Source organism: Shimia sp. R10_1 (genome assembly GCF_017744095.1).
Taxonomy (GTDB): Bacteria; Pseudomonadota; Alphaproteobacteria; order Rhodobacterales; family Rhodobacteraceae; genus Shimia.
In genome coordinates this window covers 59,921-77,802 of the sequence record NZ_JAGHQX010000008.1, presented here as the reverse complement: position 1 = coordinate 77,802, position 17,882 = coordinate 59,921, and the positions used below count along the sequence as shown (strand labels likewise).

General features: G+C 59.5%; 15 protein-coding genes. 9 read left to right on the top strand and 6 right to left on the bottom strand.

From position 1 onward, the window contains the following. Positions 1-47: 47 nt before the first annotated feature. Together J7413_RS15280 and J7413_RS15275 are read left to right on the top strand one after the other, a co-directional pair. Positions 48-1,154: a TFIIB-type zinc finger domain-containing protein gene (locus tag J7413_RS15280; protein WP_209099755.1), complete on the top strand. Its 1,107-nt coding sequence runs from the start codon at positions 48-50 to the stop codon at positions 1,152-1,154. Positions 1,155-1,171: 17 nt separating this feature from the next. Further along, positions 1,172-1,843, top strand: a complete 672-nt coding sequence (locus tag J7413_RS15275) for a nitroreductase (protein WP_209099753.1) — start codon at positions 1,172-1,174, stop codon at positions 1,841-1,843. Between the two features lie 20 nt (positions 1,844-1,863). On the opposite strand, the gene J7413_RS15270 is transcribed toward J7413_RS15275, so the two are convergent. The 3 genes from J7413_RS15270 to J7413_RS15260 form a co-directional block, all read right to left on the bottom strand. Beyond that, a complete protein-coding gene (locus tag J7413_RS15270; protein ID WP_209099751.1) occupies positions 1,864-2,955 on the bottom strand; it encodes a DUF2235 domain-containing protein in 1,092 nt (363 codons plus the stop codon). Further along, positions 2,930-5,227: a xanthine dehydrogenase family protein molybdopterin-binding subunit gene (locus J7413_RS15265; protein ID WP_209099749.1), complete on the bottom strand. Its 2,298-nt coding sequence runs from the start codon at positions 5,225-5,227 to the stop codon at positions 2,930-2,932. Before J7413_RS15265 ends, J7413_RS15270 begins: the two co-directional genes overlap by 26 nt. 75 nt (positions 5,228-5,302) lie before the next feature. Then, positions 5,303-6,433 carry a type III PLP-dependent enzyme gene (locus J7413_RS15260; RefSeq protein WP_209099741.1) on the bottom strand — a complete coding sequence of 377 codons (1,131 nt, stop codon included), beginning with the start codon at positions 6,431-6,433 and terminating at the stop codon, positions 5,303-5,305. Between the two features lie 107 nt (positions 6,434-6,540). On the opposite strand from J7413_RS15260, the gene J7413_RS15255 reads away from it, so the two are divergent. The 3 genes from J7413_RS15255 to J7413_RS15245 all read left to right on the top strand — a co-directional run bounded on the left by J7413_RS15255 (position 6,541) and on the right by J7413_RS15245 (position 10,679). Then, positions 6,541-6,978, top strand: coding sequence for an Lrp/AsnC family transcriptional regulator (locus tag J7413_RS15255; protein ID WP_209099739.1), 438 nt, complete (start codon positions 6,541-6,543; stop codon positions 6,976-6,978). Positions 6,979-7,133: 155 nt separating this feature from the next. After that, a complete protein-coding gene (locus J7413_RS15250; protein WP_209099737.1) occupies positions 7,134-10,211 on the top strand; it encodes a valine--tRNA ligase in 3,078 nt (1,025 codons plus the stop codon). A 141-nt stretch (positions 10,212-10,352) separates the two neighbouring features. Further along, complete coding sequence (locus tag J7413_RS15245) at positions 10,353-10,679, top strand: DUF1992 domain-containing protein (protein WP_209099722.1); 327 nt, start codon at positions 10,353-10,355, stop codon at positions 10,677-10,679. Positions 10,680-10,813: 134 nt separating this feature from the next. On the opposite strand, the gene J7413_RS15240 is transcribed toward J7413_RS15245, so the two are convergent. Next, complete coding sequence (locus tag J7413_RS15240; RefSeq protein WP_209099720.1) at positions 10,814-11,605, bottom strand: crotonase/enoyl-CoA hydratase family protein; 792 nt, start codon at positions 11,603-11,605, stop codon at positions 10,814-10,816. A 121-nt stretch (positions 11,606-11,726) separates the two neighbouring features. Between J7413_RS15240 and J7413_RS15235 the strand changes: the two genes are divergently transcribed. Together J7413_RS15235 and J7413_RS15230 are read left to right on the top strand one after the other, a co-directional pair. Next, entirely contained in the window at positions 11,727-12,833 is a 1,107-nt protein-coding gene (locus J7413_RS15235) for a pyridoxal phosphate-dependent aminotransferase (protein WP_209099718.1), read from the top strand. A 72-nt stretch (positions 12,834-12,905) separates the two neighbouring features. Next, entirely contained in the window at positions 12,906-13,100 is a 195-nt protein-coding gene (locus J7413_RS15230) for a hypothetical protein (RefSeq protein ID WP_209099716.1), read from the top strand. A 3-nt stretch (positions 13,101-13,103) separates the two neighbouring features. On the opposite strand, the gene J7413_RS15225 is transcribed toward J7413_RS15230, so the two are convergent. After that, positions 13,104-14,300, bottom strand: coding sequence for an aminotransferase class V-fold PLP-dependent enzyme (locus tag J7413_RS15225; protein WP_209099714.1), 1,197 nt, complete (start codon positions 14,298-14,300; stop codon positions 13,104-13,106). Positions 14,301-14,500: 200 nt separating this feature from the next. On the opposite strand from J7413_RS15225, the gene J7413_RS15220 reads away from it, so the two are divergent. Continuing rightward, positions 14,501-16,375 carry an ABC transporter ATP-binding protein gene (locus tag J7413_RS15220; RefSeq protein WP_348538761.1) on the top strand — a complete coding sequence of 625 codons (1,875 nt, stop codon included), beginning with the start codon at positions 14,501-14,503 and terminating at the stop codon, positions 16,373-16,375. Here J7413_RS15220 and J7413_RS15215 read toward each other — a convergent pair whose 3' ends face one another. Then, positions 16,376-17,065, bottom strand: a complete 690-nt coding sequence (locus J7413_RS15215; RefSeq protein WP_209099710.1) for a TIGR04283 family arsenosugar biosynthesis glycosyltransferase — start codon at positions 17,063-17,065, stop codon at positions 16,376-16,378. A gap of 73 nt (positions 17,066-17,138) precedes the next feature. Between J7413_RS15215 and J7413_RS15210 the strand changes: the two genes are divergently transcribed. Continuing rightward, a complete protein-coding gene (locus tag J7413_RS15210) occupies positions 17,139-17,882 on the top strand; it encodes a folate-binding protein YgfZ (RefSeq protein WP_209099708.1) in 744 nt (247 codons plus the stop codon).

Sequence of the window (17,882 nt, the reverse complement as noted above, 5' to 3'; positions counted from 1 at the left end):
TTCTCTGCCACACACGCGATCCAACCCAGACAGCACCGACTTTTCAGATGACCGCCACACCGCCGCCCGCCCCTCAAGAGACCACCCGCTTCCCCTGTCCACAGTGCGGGGCGGACTACAGGTTTGCGCCCGCGCAGGGCAAGCTGATCTGCGATCATTGCGGCCATGAGGAAGCCACCGAACAGGGCGACCGTGCCGCTGCCATCACCGAGCTGGATTTTCGCGCCGCTCTGGCAGAGCGGCTTCCGGCGGCGGAAGTTATGGAAACCCGCGCCACCACCTGCCCCAATTGCGCGGCCCATGTGGTATTTGATGGGGACACCCACGCCACGGAATGCGCCTTTTGCGCGACACCTGTGGTGGTGGATACCGGCACCCACCGGCAGATCAAGCCGCGCGCGGTGCTGCCGTTTCAACTCGCCGAGCCTGCGGCCCATGACGCCATGAACGACTGGCTGGGCGGGCTCTGGTTTGCCCCAAATGGCCTACAAAACTATGCTCGCAAAGGGCGCAAGATGGATGGCATCTACGTGCCTTACTGGACCTATGATGCCGACACAAAATCCAGCTATCACGGCGAGCGCGGCACGGTCTACTATGTCACCGAAACCGTGATGCGCGACGGCAAGGCGGAGCAGCGCCGAGTGCAGAAAATCCGTTGGCGGCCTGCCTCCGGCCGAGTGGCGCGCTGGTTTGACGACATTCTGGTGCTGGCGTCAAAGGCCCTACCAAAAAAATACACCGATGCGCTTCAGCCCTGGGATCTCTCTGCGCTGGAGCCCTACAGCCCCGAATTTCTCGCGGGATTTCAGGCAGAGGGCTACACGGTCGAACTCACCGAAGGCTATGAAGAGGCGCGCGCGCATATGGATCGTGTGATCCGGCGCGATGTGGCTTTTGACATCGGCGGCGATCGCCAGCGCATCCACAATGTGCAAACCGCTGTGAGCGATGTGACCTTCAAACACATCTTGCTGCCGGTCTGGCTGGCGGCTTACAAATACCGCGGCAAGTCCTATCGGTTTGTGGTGAACGGCCAAACCGGTCGCGTTCAGGGCGAACGACCCTACTCAACTTGGAAAATCGCCTTTGCCGTTGCGTGTGCAGCCCTTGCAGCCGCGGCCTTTGGCTATATCATCGCCCAAAACCAATAAGTTTTGAGAGACAAGTGATGAGCCCCCACGCCGCACTAAAGGCGCTCTTGCACGCGCGCCATTCCTGCCGTGCTTTCCGGTCTGAGCCGGTACCGAAAGAGACAATAGAACAGATCCTCACAGATGCAGGCCGCGCGCCCAGTTGGTGCAACGCGCAGCCTTGGAAAGTCACGGTTACCTCAGGTGCAGAAACCGAAGCCTTCCGCGCAACTATGGCAAGCGCCTTTGACACGGGCATCCCGGCCCCCGATTACCCGTTCCCGCAAACCTACACCGGCGCGCATAAACAGCGCCGGCACGCCTGCGGCATGCAACTCTATGACTCTGTGGGAATAGAGCGTGGAGACAAAGAGGCGCGCGTGCAGCAGATGCGAGAAAACTACACATTGTTTGGCGCACCCCATGTGGCGGTAATCTCCTGCCCTAAAGAGCTTGGCCCCTATGGTGTGCTGGATTGCGGCGGTTTCATCACAGCCTTTTGCCTCTCAGCCAAAGCACAGGGCATCGGCACCGTGCCTCAGGCGGCCCTATCGCTTTTTTCCGAAGTGGTACGCCGCCATTTTGATATCCCCGAAGACTACAATATGCTCGCCGCGATCTCTTTCGGCTTCCCCGACGACGCAGCCGCGATCAACAGCTTCCGCACGGAGCGGGCCGCGCTTGACGAATTTGTAGACTGGCGTGAATAAATGATGCGGCAGCGCGGGTTTTAATCCTGCGCGGCAAGCGTGCCTTGCTGCTCAGGCAGGCGCGCCTTGGTATCGCCGGCGCTTACGAAGGGCTGTGCTGTTGGGTGGATGCTCTCAGAACGATCCTTGTTTACCAAACGCCGCGCCCGAAATAGGAAGAGTTTGCCCCAGTGCCGCCAGGTGCCAACGGAGGGAGCAAGTGGGTCCATTATGAAACGATCCCGCCAGCCGTCCGGCAGCTTCAAATCACACATCTCCAAACGCTCCAGCATCCAGACCAGCGGGATGTTGGCCAAAGGACGCGCTTCCTCAAAGCCCCCAAGCTGGCCGCCAATATCCCCATGAGAGCCGCGAAACCAGACCTGTTCGATCCGCGCATCCCAGCGCGTCGGGCACATCCACATCTCCGGCTCAAACACCTCGCGGGTTTCATCTAGCGCCAGCGCCTGAAAGCCGTGGCGCACAATCGGTGACAGGTGGTGGTTGTGAAAAGCATGGCGCCGTTCGGTGAACCGCCACAAAAGCGGCACCCGCGCGCCCAGCGCCTTGACCGTGTCCCAGACGCCAATCATTTCTATGTCGACGCTCTCATGACAATGGGCCTGCGCAAAATCGGCGGCGGCAGCGCTGTCAGGGGTCAGCTCATAGTGGCGATAGGCGGTGCGGATATTGCGCTCCGTCGCGCAGCTTGCTTTCAAAAGGCCCACCCGGTCAATCACGCCCGCGAGCGAGCGCACCGCAAACGCGCCCCGTGAATAGCCCATTAGAAAGATCCGGTCGCCGGGGCGATAGCGGCTGGCGAGATAGCCATAGGCGCGGCGGATTTGGCGGTTGATCCCGCGCCCCATCATCACATCCAGTGTCTGACGCCAGCTGTGCCACTGCACCCCAGCCTCATAGTAAAGCGACACACCCGCGCCCAGCTCCTGCAACAGACGGTAGGTGCGCCCGGCGTTGGTTTCCTCTCCATCCATCAGAGAGGACATGGTACCATCCAGAATAATCACATGGGTGACGGGGCCGCGACGCGGGGCCGTGGGCGAGTGGCGGGCCGCAAATTTACCGGCCAGCCAAGAGGTTATGCGTTCATGCAGCCGTATCTTGTGCCTCATTCAACATTTGCCAGACGCGGTGCGGCGTAAACGGCATATCCGCCTGACGCACGCCGCGCTCCCAGAGCGCATCCTGCACCGCATTCGCCGCTGCGGCCATGGCCCCAACCGTGCCAGCCTCGCCACAACCTTTCATGCCCATGATATTGGCCGTCGAAGGCACGGCCTCCGTGGTAAAGCCAATCATCGGCACATCGCTGGCGCGCGGCATAGCGTAATCCATGAAGGTGGCGGTCAAAAGCTGACCTTCCTCATCATAGACCACATGTTCCATCAGCGCCTGACCAATGCCCTGGGCCACACCACCGTGGACCTGCCCTTCCGCGAGCATCGGATTGATAAGATTGCCAAAGTCATCCACCACAGTGTAGCGCTCCAAAGTCACCTGACCCGTTTCCGGATCGACCTCGACCTCCGCCAGATGCGCCCCGTTGGGGAAGCTGCGCGCGGGCAGTGTTGTGCGTTCTTCATGCACCATCAGATCCGTGCGTCCATCCGCACGCGCCATCTCTGCCGCCTCAAGGAAGGTCGGATGTAGATTAGAGCCTTCTGCACGGAATTGCTCATCATCAAATGTCACGTCCTCGGCATCCACACCCATCTTCTCTGCAAGATACGGGGTAAATGCTTTAATCATCGTTTCCACGGTCGCCAGTGTCGCGGTATTTTGCACCGTTACAGAGCGCGAGCCGCCGGTGCCGCCGCCTTGTTTGATCCGGTCGCTGTCGCCCTGCACCACTTCGATCAGCTCGGTCGGGATGCCGGTCTGATCACTCAGGAACTGAGCATAAACCGTCTCGTGTCCCTGTCCGTTGGACTGCGTGCCTACATAGATTGAGACAGTGCCATCCTCATTAAACTCCACACGCGCGCTTTCGCTCGGATCACCAAGGATACTTTCAATATAGTAACACAGCCCCGCGCCGCGCAACTTGCCCGCAGCTGCACTGGCCGCCTTGCGCGCGGCAAAACCTTCCACGTCGCCATAGGCTTCCATCCGGCTCAACACGCGATCAAAGTCGCCCACGTCATAGATTTCATCCGTGGCGCTTTTGTAAGGGAAAGCCGCATTGGGGATGAAGTTGCGCCGGCGCAGCTCCCAGCCGCTCACGCCCAGCTCCCGGGCCGCGCGGTCCATCAGCCGCTCCAGCGCATAAATCGCCTCTGGCCGCCCAGCGCCGCGATAGGCATCCACAGGTGTGGTGTTGGTATAAATCCCGTCCACCTGCAGCCAGGTGGTCTGCACATCATAGACGCCCATCAAAACACGGCTGAACAATGTGGTCTGAATGGCCTGGGCAAATTGCGAGTTATAGGCGCCCATATTGGCGGTGGTTTTCACCCGATAGGCGGTGGCCTTCAGGTTTTCGTCAAACGCCATCTCCACCAGCGAGGTCAGATCGCGTCCGGCATTGTCAGACAGCATCGCCTCTGTGCGGTCTGCCATCCAGCGCACTGGCTTGCCAACCACGCGCGCCGCATGGGCAATCACCAGCGGCTCCTGATAAATCATGCCTTTCATGCCAAAGCCGCCGCCGGTGTCGGGGTTGGTCACCCGCACATTGGCAACGTCCAGTTTGAGCACACGAGCCACTTGGCTCTTCGGTCCCCAGACCCCTTGACCATTGTTGGCCACATGGACCTTATCGCCGTCCCATTCCGCGTAGGCGCCGCGCGGTTCCATCGAATTTACGATAATCCGATTGTCACCCACCTCAAGGCTCACAACATGCGCGGCCTCAGCAAAGGCCGCGTCTGTGGCGGCCTCATCGCCAAGCCCCCAGTCAAAGGCAAGGTTGTCCGGCGCCTCTCCATGAAGCTGTTCGCCACCACGTGCCAATCCCATGTGCGCCGGGCGATCTTCATAGTCAAACAAGATCATCTCAGCCGCATCGCGCGCCTGATCCAGTGTTTCCGCCACGATCACTGCCACCGGCTCGCCGACGTAGCGCACACGCCCGTTGGCCAACAAAGGCCGCTCAGGGCTCGCCCCCATATTGCCGTCACGGTTTTTCACCTGCGTTCCGGGCAGATTGGCCTCAAGACCGGCCGCCACCAGATCAGCTTGGGTCAGCACACAGGCTACGCCCTCTGCCTCACATGCGTCCGCAACATCCAACTCAGTGATATCGCCGTGCGCGACAGGAGAGCGCAAAAAGTAGGCCTGCAATGCCCCCTTAGGGGCAATGTCATCCACATACCGCCCTTCACCCGTCAAAAACCGTGTGTCTTCGACTCGCTTGACCAACTGACTCTTTCCAAATTTTTCCATGGCTGGCTGCTCCCTGCGCGTGGCTTCGACCGCGACTGTATCGCGCAATGGGCCAGTGTCCAGAGCATGTCCGCTTCACAACGTTGCGACAGTCACCATGCTTTGTGCGCCATAGCCGTTAAAGCCAGTCGACAAACTCGCGGAGTATGCTCCCATGGCACGGATCAGAAGGTAGTCTTCTTCCGCGATGTCTTCTGGCAACAACACGGGGTCAGGCAAGCGGTCCAAACTGTCACAGGTTGGGCCAAAGACAATCTTGCTCGCCAACCCCGCTCCCGGATCCGCCCCATGAACGCGGGTGACAGAGATCCTGTCTGGAACACCAATGTCGCGCAGTTCTGTCAGCGCCCCATAGATGCCATCATTCAGAAACACAGCATCGCGTCGCACAGCTTTTGCGCGCAGAGCCAGCGTAAAGGCTTCCGCAACCATCGCGCGTCCCGGCTCACATACTAGCGCTGGGACCTGCTCTCCAAACACGCGCTTTGCCTCAGCCGAAATTCGCTTGAAGATCGCCTCCAGATCCGGTGCAACACCGCTGCGATGCGCCGCAAAGCCACCTCCGACGTTCAGCCGACGCAAAGTGACCCCGGCCCGACGGGCCACATCCGCAGCCTCAACAATGTAGACAGCCCAGACCTGCGGATCCGCGCATTGCGTGCCGGGGTGAAATGTCATTGAGGTGGCAAATCCCATCTCTTTGGCCTGTTGAAGAAGAGCAACCGCGTCATCCGGGTCTGCACCAAACTTTTCGCCGAAATCATACGCCGCGCCAACAACGGGAAGCCGCAAGCGCACAGCGATTTCTGTGTTGTGACGCGGTACATCAACCAGCTTTTCCAACTCACGAGAGCAATCGACTGACCAGCTGGCAATACCGTGCCCTACAGCCTCTGCAATCTCCGCCGCCGATCGTACGGGGTTATGGTAGTGAAGCACAGCATCAGGGGCAATGTGGCGCACGCGCGTCATCTCCAGCGGCGAGGCAACATCGAAAGCACGCACTCCTGCGCCAACCAGATTACTTAGAACTGCTTCATGATCGTTGGCCTTAACGGCGTAGGTGACCAACCCCTCAAATCCATCAATGAACCGATGCGCCGTGGCTTGCAGCACTTCCGGCGCGAAATAAAGCACCGGTACATCCGGCTCGAATTTTCTCAGATGCCAAAGTGGCGATGGCCAAAGCGCCGGATCGGTATGCATATCTCACCTCAAACCTGTTTTTTACAAGTCTCTGGCGATTTGCTGTCGATTTCATATGTAGAAACGATAGTATCGCAGTTAATCTTCGACATAATGACGACCCGATCATGCAAATCGACGAAACAGATCAAAAACTGCTCGCCTTATTAGGGGAAGATGCCCGCGTGCCTGTTGCCACCCTTGCACGCAAACTCGGGCTTGCCCGTACAACGGTGCAAGCGCGTATCGACCGCCTAGAAACATCCGGTGCAATCGCTGGCTACACTCTGCGCCTGGGCGACAGCATCGCCCCACGCCTGCGCGCAACTGTCCTTCTCTCCATTGAACTGCGTGCAGGGCCTTCGGTGCTGGATCGGCTGAAGTCACTGCCTGCGGTCGAAAATGTACATACTTGCTCCGGGCGGTTCGATCTGATCGTGGAACTGTCCGCCGACACAACCGCGCAATTGGACGAAATGCTCGACAAAATCGGGGAGTCAAAAGGCGTGAAAAGTTCGGAAAGCCTCATTCACCTCGCCACCAAGCTCAGCCGCCGCAGGATTTAGACAACCGCGCAACCCAAACGAAGCACCACCACACAGACGCGCCATACCAACAAACCGTGCCAAATCCCGCCGCTTCCCGCTTCCCCTTTGGCTGCGCTTTCGCTAGAGACAACTCCGATTGACAAACGGCCCGACCGACAAAAGGGATCAAACCAATGGCGATGGAAAAGACCTTCAATGCAGCCGAGGCCGAAGGCCGGCTTTATGAGGCTTGGGAAAAAGCAGGCTGCTTCACCGCAGGCGCAAATGCAAAACCCGGTGCCTCCACCTATTGCATCATGATCCCGCCGCCCAATGTGACCGGCGTGCTGCACATGGGCCACGCGTTCAACAACACGCTGCAGGACATCCTGATCCGCTGGAAGCGTATGCAGGGTTTTGACACGCTCTGGCAACCGGGCACCGACCACGCGGGCATCGCCACCCAGATGGTTGTGGAGCGCAAGCTGGCCGAAACCGGGCAACCGTCCCGCCGCGAGCTGGGCCGTGAAAAATTCCTTGAAAAAGTCTGGGACTGGAAAGGCGAAAGCGGCGGCACCATCGTCAACCAGCTCAAGCGCCTTGGCGCGTCCTGCGACTGGGACCGCGAAGCCTTCACCATGTCCGGCGCGCCCGGTGCCCCGGCCGATGTGGCGGGCGGCAACTTCCACGATGCTGTGCTGAAAGTCTTTGTTGAGATGTACAACAAGGGCCTGATTTATCGCGGCAAGCGCCTCGTGAACTGGGACCCGCATTTTGAAACCGCGATTTCCGACCTCGAAGTGGAAAACATCGAAGTCGCAGGCCACATGTGGCACTTCAAATACCCGCTCGCAAATGGGGCCACCTACACCTACGTCGAGAAGGATGAGGACGGCAACGTCGTGCTGGAAGAAGAGCGCGACTACATCTCCATCGCCACCACGCGGCCTGAAACCATGCTGGGCGACGGCGCTGTGGCCGTGCACCCATCTGATGAGCGCTATGCACCGATCATTGGCCAGCTCTGCGAGATCCCAGTCGGACCAAAAGAGCACCGCCGCCTGATCCCGATCATCACCGATGAGTATCCGGACAAAGACTTCGGCTCCGGCGCAGTGAAAATCACCGGCGCGCATGATTTCAACGACTATCAGGTCGCCAAACGCGGCGGCATCCCGATGTACCGCCTGATGGACACCAAAGGCGCGATGCGCGCAGATGGCAAAAATTATGCCTCTGCCGCAACCCTTGCGATGGCCGTGGCCAAAGGCGAGAAAGCCCTGTCCGAGGCAGAGGCCGACGCCGTCAACCTGGTGCCAGACGACATCCGCGGCATGGACCGCTTTGAGGCGCGTAAGCTGGTGGTCGAACAGATCACCTCCGAAGGCCTCGCGGTGATGACCACCGAGACGCAAAAGGACGAAGACGGAAACGAGATCGAAGTTGCCGTGCCCATGGTTGAAAACAAACCAATCATGCAGCCTTTTGGGGACCGCTCCAAAGTGGTGATCGAGCCCATGCTGACCGACCAATGGTTTGTCGATGCCGCCAAAGTGGTTGGCCCCGCACTGGATGCCGTGCGCGACGGCACCGTGAAAATCCTGCCGGAATCCGGTGAGAAAACCTACTACCACTGGCTGGAAAACATCGAGCCTTGGTGCATCTCCCGCCAGCTGTGGTGGGGCCACCAGATCCCGGTTTGGTATGGGCCGAAAGTTGAAAAATTACACCAGCTATTCGAACAGAACTCCCATGAGCGCGGTGCCCTTGTTCGCTTCTCAGATTGTAAAGCCTTCTGCGCCCCAACCTTTGAAGAAGCCAAGTCACTTGCAGAAGCATACTATAAAGCAGAGTTTGGCCGCACAGTTGCGATCAGCCATGCACCCACACTGAATGATGGGCTTTCGGAAAACTACACTACTGTAAATCCCGAACAACGCACATTAGCTCTCAAACGCGACCCCGACGTGCTCGACACATGGTTCTCCTCCGGCCTCTGGCCCATCGGCACGCTTGGCTGGCCAGAGCAGACCGACGAATTGGCCAAGTACTTCCCGACCTCCACGCTGGTCACCGGTCAGGACATCCTGTTCTTCTGGGTCGCGCGTATGATGATGATGCAGCTTGCCGTGGTCGATCAGGTTCCGTTTGACACTGTTTATCTGCATGGCCTTGTGCGCGACGCCAAAGGCAAGAAGATGTCCAAATCCACCGGCAACGTGATGGACCCGCTGGAGATCATCGACGAGTACGGCGCCGACGCGCTACGCTTCTCCTCTGCGGCCATGGCGGCTCTGGGCGGGGTTTTGAAACTCGACATGCAGCGCATCGCGGGCTACCGCAACTTCGGCACCAAGCTCTGGAACGCCGCGCGCTTTGCCGAGATGAACGGCGTGTTTGAAGACGATGTGACCACGTGGAGTGGCGAAACTTGCACCCAATCCGCAAACCTATGGATCATCGGCGAAACAGCCAAAGTGCGTGAAGAGGTCGACGCGGCGCTGGAAAGCTTCCGCTTCAACGATGCCGCCAGCGCGCTTTATGCCTTTGTCTGGGGCAAGGTCTGTGACTGGTATGTGGAGTTTTCCAAACCGCTGTTTAACAGCGAGGATGCCGCAGCGGTGGCCGAAACCAAAGCCACCATGCGCTGGGTCATCGACCAGTGCCTGATCCTGCTGCATCCGATCATGCCTTTCATCACCGAAGAGCTCTGGGGCAACCTTGGCGACCGCGCCAAAATGCTCGTGCACGCCGACTGGCCGACCTACACGGCGGCAGAGTTTGTCGACGCCAAAGCGGACCGCGAGATGAACTGGGTGATTTCCGTGATCGACAACATCCGCTCCGTGCGCGCCCAGATGGGCGTGAACGCAGGCGCGAAAATCGATGTGGTTGTCAGCGAGATCACCGATGAAAACCGCGCCGCCTTTGCCGCCAACCAGGCGCTGATCTTCAAGATCGCGCGTGTGGTGTCACTTGAGGAAGTGGCGACATTCCCGAAAGGCACCGCAACCGTGGCGGTCGATGGCGCAACCTTTGGTCTGCCGCTGGCCGACATCATCGACATTGATGCGGAAAAAGCCCGCCTTGAGAAGGGTCTCGGCAAACTCGCCAAGGAACTTGGCGGTCTGCGCGGGCGCCTGAACAACCCCAAATTCGTCGCCTCCGCGCCGGATGAGGTGGTGGAAGAAGCCCGTGAAAACCTCGCCGCGCGCGAGGCCGAGGAAGCCAAGATCAAAGGCGCTCTGGCCAAGCTCGCAGAGTTGGACTGAAGCACTTTGCGTTTTACGTGAGACAAGAGGATCGCTTTTCCCGTTCGACCGAATGGGAGAGGCAGGGAACAAGCGATTCAAGTCTAACGCAAAGTGCTCGGAGCCCTTTAAATTCAGCCGGATCATGCCTATTGTCGGGGCATGATCCGCAGCTTTTCAAACCTCATCGAACGTCAGATCAAAAAGGCTCAGGCACAGGGCCAGCTGAACGGTCTTGAGGGCGAAGGCAAACCGCTCCCCAAACGTCATGACGGTGAGGATGCAGCCACCTCTGTGGGCCACTCCATCATGGCGCGCGCGGGCGTTCTGCCGCGGGAATTCAAACTCAAAGAGGCGCTTGAGGCGGCCAAACAGGACTGGCAACAGGCCACGGATCCTGCAGAGAAAAAGCGCCTGATGGCAAAAATTTCCGAGCTGGAACTGGCCTATAACATAGAACGCGATGCCTACCGAAAATTCCTGAAGTAACTCCTTGGCTTTCTCATTCGCCAAATATCCCGGGGGCATGGGGGCTGGCCCCCATGTGCTTCACTACCCTTGATCAATACACCGGATGGCCACGCCGCAAAGCTTGCGCGCAAAACCAGCCGCACCTCCCGCGCTTACTTAAAAACCGGTGCCCGCTTCTGCAGATTGGCGGCAATCACCTCCATCTGATGCGCCTTGCCCATCAGTGTCGTCTGCACGCGGCTTTCCTCTAGCAGCACCGCATCTTCATCGTTTGGGTGCGCTTCCGCAAACCCGATCAGCGCTTTGGCTGCGCGAATGGCCGAGGGGCTCTTGCCTGCGATCTCCTCAGCGAGCGCCAGCGCAACCGCCAGCGGATCGTCCACCACCTCGGTCACCAGCCCCCAGTCCGCTGCCTGCGCCGCGTCAAAGGAGGTCGCGGTGTAGGTCAGCTTGCGGATCACATCAGAGCGGGTGAGCTGCGGCAGAAGCACCATGCCGCCCATATCCGGCACGATGCCCCACTTCATTTCCATGATGGACATTTTTGTTTCTGGCGCGGCAAAACGCACATCCGCGCCCAGCGCGATCTGCAGCCCGCCACCGTAGGCCACGCCTTGTAGCGCACAGATCACCGGCACCGGCAGCTTTCGCCAGACCAAGGCAACCTGCTGGAACAGATTGGCGTTCCCATAGGTGCGCGGCATCAACAGCTCTTCCGGATCATTGCCCGCCATTGCCCCAAAAGACATCACATCAAGCCCTGCGCAGAAAGCCTTGCCTTCTCCAGACAACACCACAACGCGCACATCTTCGTTGTCCATCAGGCCTTCGCCTGCGGCCACAATGGCTTCCAGCATCTCTGGATCCAACGCGTTCATTTTGTCGCCACGCGTCAGCGTTACGCGTGCGATATGGTTCTCAACTTCAACAGAAACGCGTGCCATGCGGCTCTCCTCAAATACGGCATAGGTGCGCACACCCTCCGATGAGCGCACATAAAAATCCACCATAACGTCAGGGCATTTCCGCTTGCTCATCCAAAAGCGTTGCGGCACCTTCCGCGCCATGACCGGACCTCGTTATACCAAATTGGCCCAAGGCCTGCCCGCCACCGTTCCTTTCGTCGGCCCCGAAGCGCAGGAGCGCGCCATGGGCCATGCGTTTGCCGCCCGCATGGGCGCCAATGAAAACATCTATGGCCCGTCTCCAAAAGCCATTGCCGCCATGGCACAGGCAACAGATGGCATCTGGATGTATGGCGATCCGGAAAGTTTTGAGCTGCGCCACGCGCTGGCCGCCCATCACAAGGTCGGCGCCGACAACATTGTGGTAGGCGAAGGCATCGACGGGTTGCTTGGCTATCTCGTCCGCCTGCTGATTGAGCCGGGTGATGCGGTGGTCACCTCTCTTGGGGCTTATCCCACCTTCAACTATCACGTGGCAGGCTTTGGCGGTGTGCTGCACGCGGTGCCATACAAGGACGACGCCGAAGACTTGCCTGCGCTGCTGGCCAAGGCCGCGGAAGTGGACGCAAAGCTTGTATACTTCGCCAACCCCGACAACCCGATGGGCAGCTGGTTCAACGGCACGGACATCGCCGCACAGTTTGACAATATCCCTGAGGGCTGCCTGCTGCTGCTCGATGAAGCCTATGTGGAGCTCGCGCCGGAAGGCACTGCCGTCCCAGTCGATATCGAAGATCCGCGCGTGATCCGCATGCGCACTTTCTCCAAAGGCTACGGCATGGCCGGTGCCCGTGTGGGCTATGCCATGGGGGCCAAAGAGCTGATCCGCGCCTTTGAGAAGATCCGCAATCATTTTGGCATGAACCGCGCCGCACAGGCCGGGGCGCTGGCCGCACTTGAAGACAACGACTGGCTGCACTCCACCTGTGACAAGGTTGCTGCGGCGCGGGCTGAAGTCACCCGCATCGCTGCCGCGCATGGCCTGAAGGCTCTGCCCTCAGCGACCAACTTTGTCACCATAGACTGCGGCCAGGATGGCGCCTTTGCCAAATCCGTGCTTGAAGGCCTCGTGGCGCGCGGCATCTTTGTGCGTATGCCGTTTGTCGCGCCACAAAACCGCTGCATCCGCGTCAGCTGCGCCCCTGCCGAGGATCTGGCCCTGTTTGACGCCGCTCTTGGCGAGACCCTGTCGGCACTTCCCGGCTAGTCCGCCCTGTTCACGAATATTTTCCTATAGCACGGGCAAACTCGGGGTAGTCTGTCTGTAGGAGAATGCACAATGTCAGGTCCGGTACAGTCTGCACCGAACTACACCAACGCCGCGCTGGTCATGGGGTTTGTGAACCTCATGTGGGTCTTCGTTCTGCTCTTTATTCTCTGGGGAATGCCCGCAGTTATGGTGCTGGCCGTGATTTTGAACGCCGGCATTGATCGGCTCGCGCGCCGCAAAGACCGGCACGCGCCCAGATCGTAAGCTTCAGGCCTCAGCAATCACCTTGGCCGCTGCCTCCACCGCGCCCGACCCGTGTGGAATGTCCAGCGCCATCATGCCTGCCTGCACCGTGGCCAGCATCCCCATGATCATTTGGGCATTCACATGCCCCATATGGCCAAACCGAAAAAAGCCATCACTTTGCGGATCCTCCTCGGTGGCCATGCCAAGCCCGATGCCCAAAGTCAGACCGGCGTTATCCTGACACCAGCGGCGCAGGCGCGTGCCATGCTCCGCACCGATTTGCAAGGAGGTCACGGCGGTGCTGCGATCCTGCGCCTGCGCGACGTTCAGCGCCAGCGGGCCACCTGCCCCCCAGGCTTCGCTCGCCGCCCAGATCGCGCGTGCCAAAGTTTCATGCCGCTGCCAGACATGCTCCATGCCCTCTTCCATCAGCATATCGAGCGCCACTCGCAAACCATACAGATGATGCGTCGGCGCAGTGCCACAGAAATGCTGGTAGTAAACGTCTGGGTGCGCGCGCGGGACCCAATCCCAATAGCGACTCACGCGCTTCAGTTCTGCGCGACGCGCCGCCGCCTTTTCATTGAAAAACACAAACCCCATGCCCGGTGGCACCATCAGCCCCTTTTGGGACCCCGCCACCATCACATCCACGCCCCAGGCGTCCATCTCAAAACGGTCACAACCGAGAGAAGCAATGCAATCCACCACCAAAAGCGCCGGATGCCCGGTCGCGTCCATGGCTTTGCGCAGCGCAGGCACGTCGCATTTCAGCGATGTAGATGTGTCCACATGGGTGACCAACACCGCTTTGATTTCATGATTGGCATCAGCGGTCAGCGCCTCGGCAACACGGGCCGGATCAATCGGGCTTTGGCGGCCAAAGTCGATCACCTCGGTATCTACCCCAAGGCCAACCGCCATTTCGCCCCAGCCATGGCCGAAAGTCCCTGCCGCAGGCACCAGAACCTTGTCACCCGGCTCCACAACATTGGCCAGCGACGCTTCCCAGACAGCATGGCCGTTGCCGATGTAGATTGCCGCGTGATGCTCTGTGCGGGCCACTTTCTTCAGATCGCGCAACACACCCGCTGTCAGCTCGATCAGCTCTCCCTCATAGATGTTGGGGGCCGTTCGGTGCATGGCCCGCAAAACAGCCTCCGGCATCACCGATGGTCCGGGAATCGCAAGATAGGTCTGTCCTTGAGTGAGTTGCATGGGGCTCTCCGAATAGATTCAGCGGAAACAGTATCTTGAAGTCCTGCTGCGTCAATTCCTGCACCATCACAGTTTGTGCGATGCCCCTTCGCATTTGGTGATGCGCTCAAAGAAACGTCACCTCTATTCCCACTGGTTTCAGGCCGCGCTGCCCTGTAAAGGTCATGACAGACAGATCACAGCCGACAAGGGCGACACACGTGACCAACACCGACAGCCAACCGCCAAAAGACAACGGCTATTTGCTTTCCTGGCTCTGGCGCAAATACCTTAAGAAGCACAAATGGCTCCTGATCGCCTCGGCTTTTCTGATGGCAATCGAAGGATCCTCTCTGGGCCTCATGGCCTGGATGATGGAGCCGATGTTTGACAGCGCCTTTGCCGGTGAAAACGCCGACGCTCTCTGGAGTGTCGGGCTTGTTTTTGCGTTTATCTTCTTTTTGCGCGGCGTCACCAGCGTGGCCCACAAAACGATGATGACAGCGGCCACCCAACGCTCGGCTGCGGATCTACGCGGCGATTTGTTGGGGCGGATGATGATTCAAGACAACGCCTTTCATCAGACCCACCCACCCGGCTACCTGATCCAGCGTGTGCAGGCAGATGTAAACGCCATAAACGGCGTTTGGTCGAGTTTCATCATGGGCGCCGGGCGTGATTTCATGTCAATGATCGCGCTTGTAGCAGTGGCCGTAAACGTGGATTGGCGTTGGACATTGGTGGCCTGCGTCGGCACGCCACTCCTCGTGATGCCCTCTCTTGCTGCACAGCGTTTTGTGCGTCGTCGTGCCCGCGAAGCGCGTGATCACGGCGCCAAGATTGCAACCTTGCTTGATGAGATCTTCCACGGCATCGTGCCCGTCAAACTCAACCTGCTGGAACGCTACCAGAACGGCAAATTTCGAGGGTGGACCAAACAGCTTGTGCGCGCCGAAGTGCGCTCCACCTTTGGCACCTCTTCCATCGCCGGGATGATCGATATCACCGCCGGAATCGGCTTTTTCTGCGTGTTACTTTATGGCGGTGGGGAGATCGTGGCGGGTGAAAAGACCGTGGGCCAGTTCATGGCCTTCTTCACCGCCCTAGGCATGATGTTTGAACCGCTGCGCCGCCTTGCAGGTCTGTCCGGACGCTGGCAGGTGGCTGCTGCCGCCATTGAACGGCTCAAGGAGCTGGTTGAAGCGGAGCCCACCATCCAGTCGCCCACCACACCGGTTGCCGCCCCGACAGGCGTTCCCGCCATTGAACTCAAAGATGTGCATCTCTCCTATGGCGATGTGAAAGTGCTCAACGGCACCAGCTTTGTGGCCGAGGCCGGCAAGACCACCGCCATTGTCGGCGCCTCAGGCGCGGGTAAATCCACGCTCTTTAACGTGCTGACACGCCTTGTGGACCCTCAGAACGGCCACAGCCTGATCGGCACGGTCGACAACCGCGCCATGACCCTGGCGGATCTGCGCAGCCTGTTCTCTGTGGTCTCTCAGGAAGCGGTTTTGTTTGACGACACGCTGCGCGAAAACATCGTGCTGGATCAGCAAAACGTCGATGATGCCCGGCTGGAAGAGGTGCTGAAAGCGGCGCATGTGGCGGATTTCCTGCCCAAGCTCGCTGACGGGCTCAACACGCAGGTTGGCCCGCGCGGCTCCAACCTCTCCGGTGGACAGCGCCAGCGGGTGGTGATTGCCCGCGCGCTTTTGCGCAACACGCCAATCCTCCTGCTGGATGAGGCCACCTCCGCGCTCGACACGCGCTCTGAAACCATCGTGCAGGCCGCGCTGGACAAGCTCTCCTCCGGCCGCACTACGCTGGTCATCGCCCACCGTCTCTCCACTGTGCGCGAGGCGGATAAGATCGTGGTGATGGACAAAGGGATTGTGGTCGATGAAGGCACCCATGACGAGCTTTTGGCCCGTGGCGGGGTCTATGCGGAGCTGCATGAGTTGCAGTTCAAAACCAGCGGCGAAACCGCTGAGGCGCGCGCGCTCAAGCCTGTGAAATCGATCGGTCAAGATCATGCGGCAGAACAGAAAACCTTTGTCGGGCGGCTGTTTGACCGTCTCGCGTTCCGGCGCTGATCAGCGTCCCTTCCGGTAAGACGCCGCCAGCGTCTCCGGTTTGGCACCTAAAAAATATCTCAACAACGTCAATAGGTTGCGCCGCCCGCGGCGCAGCCAACCCTGCTGGCGGTATTTCTCTGCGCTGGTCGTGGCGACAGCATCAAGATGCACCAGCCGCTTGCGCCCCAAGCGCCGCGCCAAGGCCACATCTTCCATCAAGGGGATGTCGTCATAGCCGCCAAGCTGCCCGTAAAGCCGCCGCGAAATCAACAGCGCCTGATCGCCATAAGGCAGACCAAACACCCGGCTGCGCAGATTGGCCCACCCGGCCACAAACCGCCCCGCAAGACCTGGCGTATCAAAGGCCAGCGTGAACCATCCGGCTTTGTCAGGCTGTCCCAGTCTGGCCTCCACCGCTTCCACCCAGTTTTCAGACAGCACAGTGTCGGCATGAACGAATAGAAGCCAGTCGCCCGTGGCAAGTTCCCCGCCCTGGCGCAACTGCCCACCACGAGAAGGTGTGGTGCGGATAATCTTCGCCCCGACCTCATCGGCAATGGCCAGCGTCTGATCTTCAGAGCCGCCATCGACCACAATCAACTCGCGCAAAACCCCCGCGGACACACCGGCATAGAGCGCGCCAAGACAGGCAGGCAGCGCCTGTTCAGCGTTAAGCGTTGGGATGATCACACTAAGTGGAGCGCGCATTTCTTTGTCCTGCCCTGTTGCACGGCAGAAGCGCTTCTATATGAGAAGGGTACGCAAGAACAGGACGAACCGCATGACCACGCCCGCACGTAAGATCCTCCGCCTCAGCGGGGCTGACACCGAAAGCTTCCTGCAAGGGCTTGTGACCAACGATCTGGACCATCTGAGCGATGGTCTGCTCTATGCCGCGCTGCTCACGCCTCAGGGCAAGTACATCGCGGATTTCTTTCTGAAACGCGACGGCGCAGACATTCTGCTGGACGCAGACGCAGATCAGGCCCCCGCGCTGATCCAACGTCTCAGCATGTACAAACTGCGCGCGGATGTGGCGATTTCTGAAACCGAACTGCACCTGCATCGCGGTCTTGGCAACACGCCAGAGGATGGCGCTCCCGACCCGCGTGACACCGAGCTTGGCTGGCGTGCCTATCGGGATGCTCCGCAAGGCAATGACACCGTAGACTGGACCGCGCTGACCGTGGCCCATCAAGTGCCCACCACCGGCATTGAGCTTGATGGCGACAGCTACATACTGGAGATGGGGTTTGAACGCCTCAACGGCGTGGACTTCCGCAAAGGATGCTATGTGGGTCAGGAGGTCACCGCCCGCATGAAACACAAAACTGAGCTGCGCAAAGGCCTCGCTCTGGTCGAGATCGAGGGCCAAGCGCCTGTGGGCACACCGATCCTGCGCGACGGACGCGAGGTCGGCAAACTCTACAGTCAGTCCGGCGACAAAGCACTGGCCTATCTGCGGTTTGATCGCGCAGGAGACGGCATGACCGCCGGAGAGGCCACCGTCACCTACAAAGGCTAA

Excerpts from the sequence above, each read along its gene's own strand:
- J7413_RS15260 (WP_209099741.1), bottom strand. The coding sequence starts at position 6,433 with ATGCATACCGATCCGGCGCTTTGGCCATCGCCACTTTGGCATCTGAGA.
- J7413_RS15245 (WP_209099722.1), top strand. The coding sequence starts at position 10,353 with ATGATCCGCAGCTTTTCAAACCTCATCGAACGTCAGATCAAAAAGGCT.
- J7413_RS15270 (WP_209099751.1), bottom strand. The coding sequence starts at position 2,955 with ATGAGGCACAAGATACGGCTGCATGAACGCATAACCTCTTGGCTGGCC.
- J7413_RS15210 (WP_209099708.1), top strand. The coding sequence starts at position 17,139 with ATGACCACGCCCGCACGTAAGATCCTCCGCCTCAGCGGGGCTGACACC.
- J7413_RS15250 (WP_209099737.1), top strand. The coding sequence starts at position 7,134 with ATGGCGATGGAAAAGACCTTCAATGCAGCCGAGGCCGAAGGCCGGCTT.
- J7413_RS15255 (WP_209099739.1), top strand. The coding sequence starts at position 6,541 with ATGCAAATCGACGAAACAGATCAAAAACTGCTCGCCTTATTAGGGGAA.
- J7413_RS15230 (WP_209099716.1), top strand. The coding sequence starts at position 12,906 with ATGTCAGGTCCGGTACAGTCTGCACCGAACTACACCAACGCCGCGCTG.
- J7413_RS15265 (WP_209099749.1), bottom strand. The coding sequence starts at position 5,227 with ATGGAAAAATTTGGAAAGAGTCAGTTGGTCAAGCGAGTCGAAGACACA.
- J7413_RS15275 (WP_209099753.1), top strand. The coding sequence starts at position 1,172 with ATGAGCCCCCACGCCGCACTAAAGGCGCTCTTGCACGCGCGCCATTCC.
- J7413_RS15225 (WP_209099714.1), bottom strand. The coding sequence starts at position 14,300 with ATGCAACTCACTCAAGGACAGACCTATCTTGCGATTCCCGGACCATCG.
- J7413_RS15280 (WP_209099755.1), top strand. The coding sequence starts at position 48 with ATGACCGCCACACCGCCGCCCGCCCCTCAAGAGACCACCCGCTTCCCC.
- J7413_RS15235 (WP_209099718.1), top strand. The coding sequence starts at position 11,727 with ATGACCGGACCTCGTTATACCAAATTGGCCCAAGGCCTGCCCGCCACC.
- J7413_RS15240 (WP_209099720.1), bottom strand. The coding sequence starts at position 11,605 with ATGGCACGCGTTTCTGTTGAAGTTGAGAACCATATCGCACGCGTAACG.
- J7413_RS15215 (WP_209099710.1), bottom strand. The coding sequence starts at position 17,065 with ATGCGCGCTCCACTTAGTGTGATCATCCCAACGCTTAACGCTGAACAG.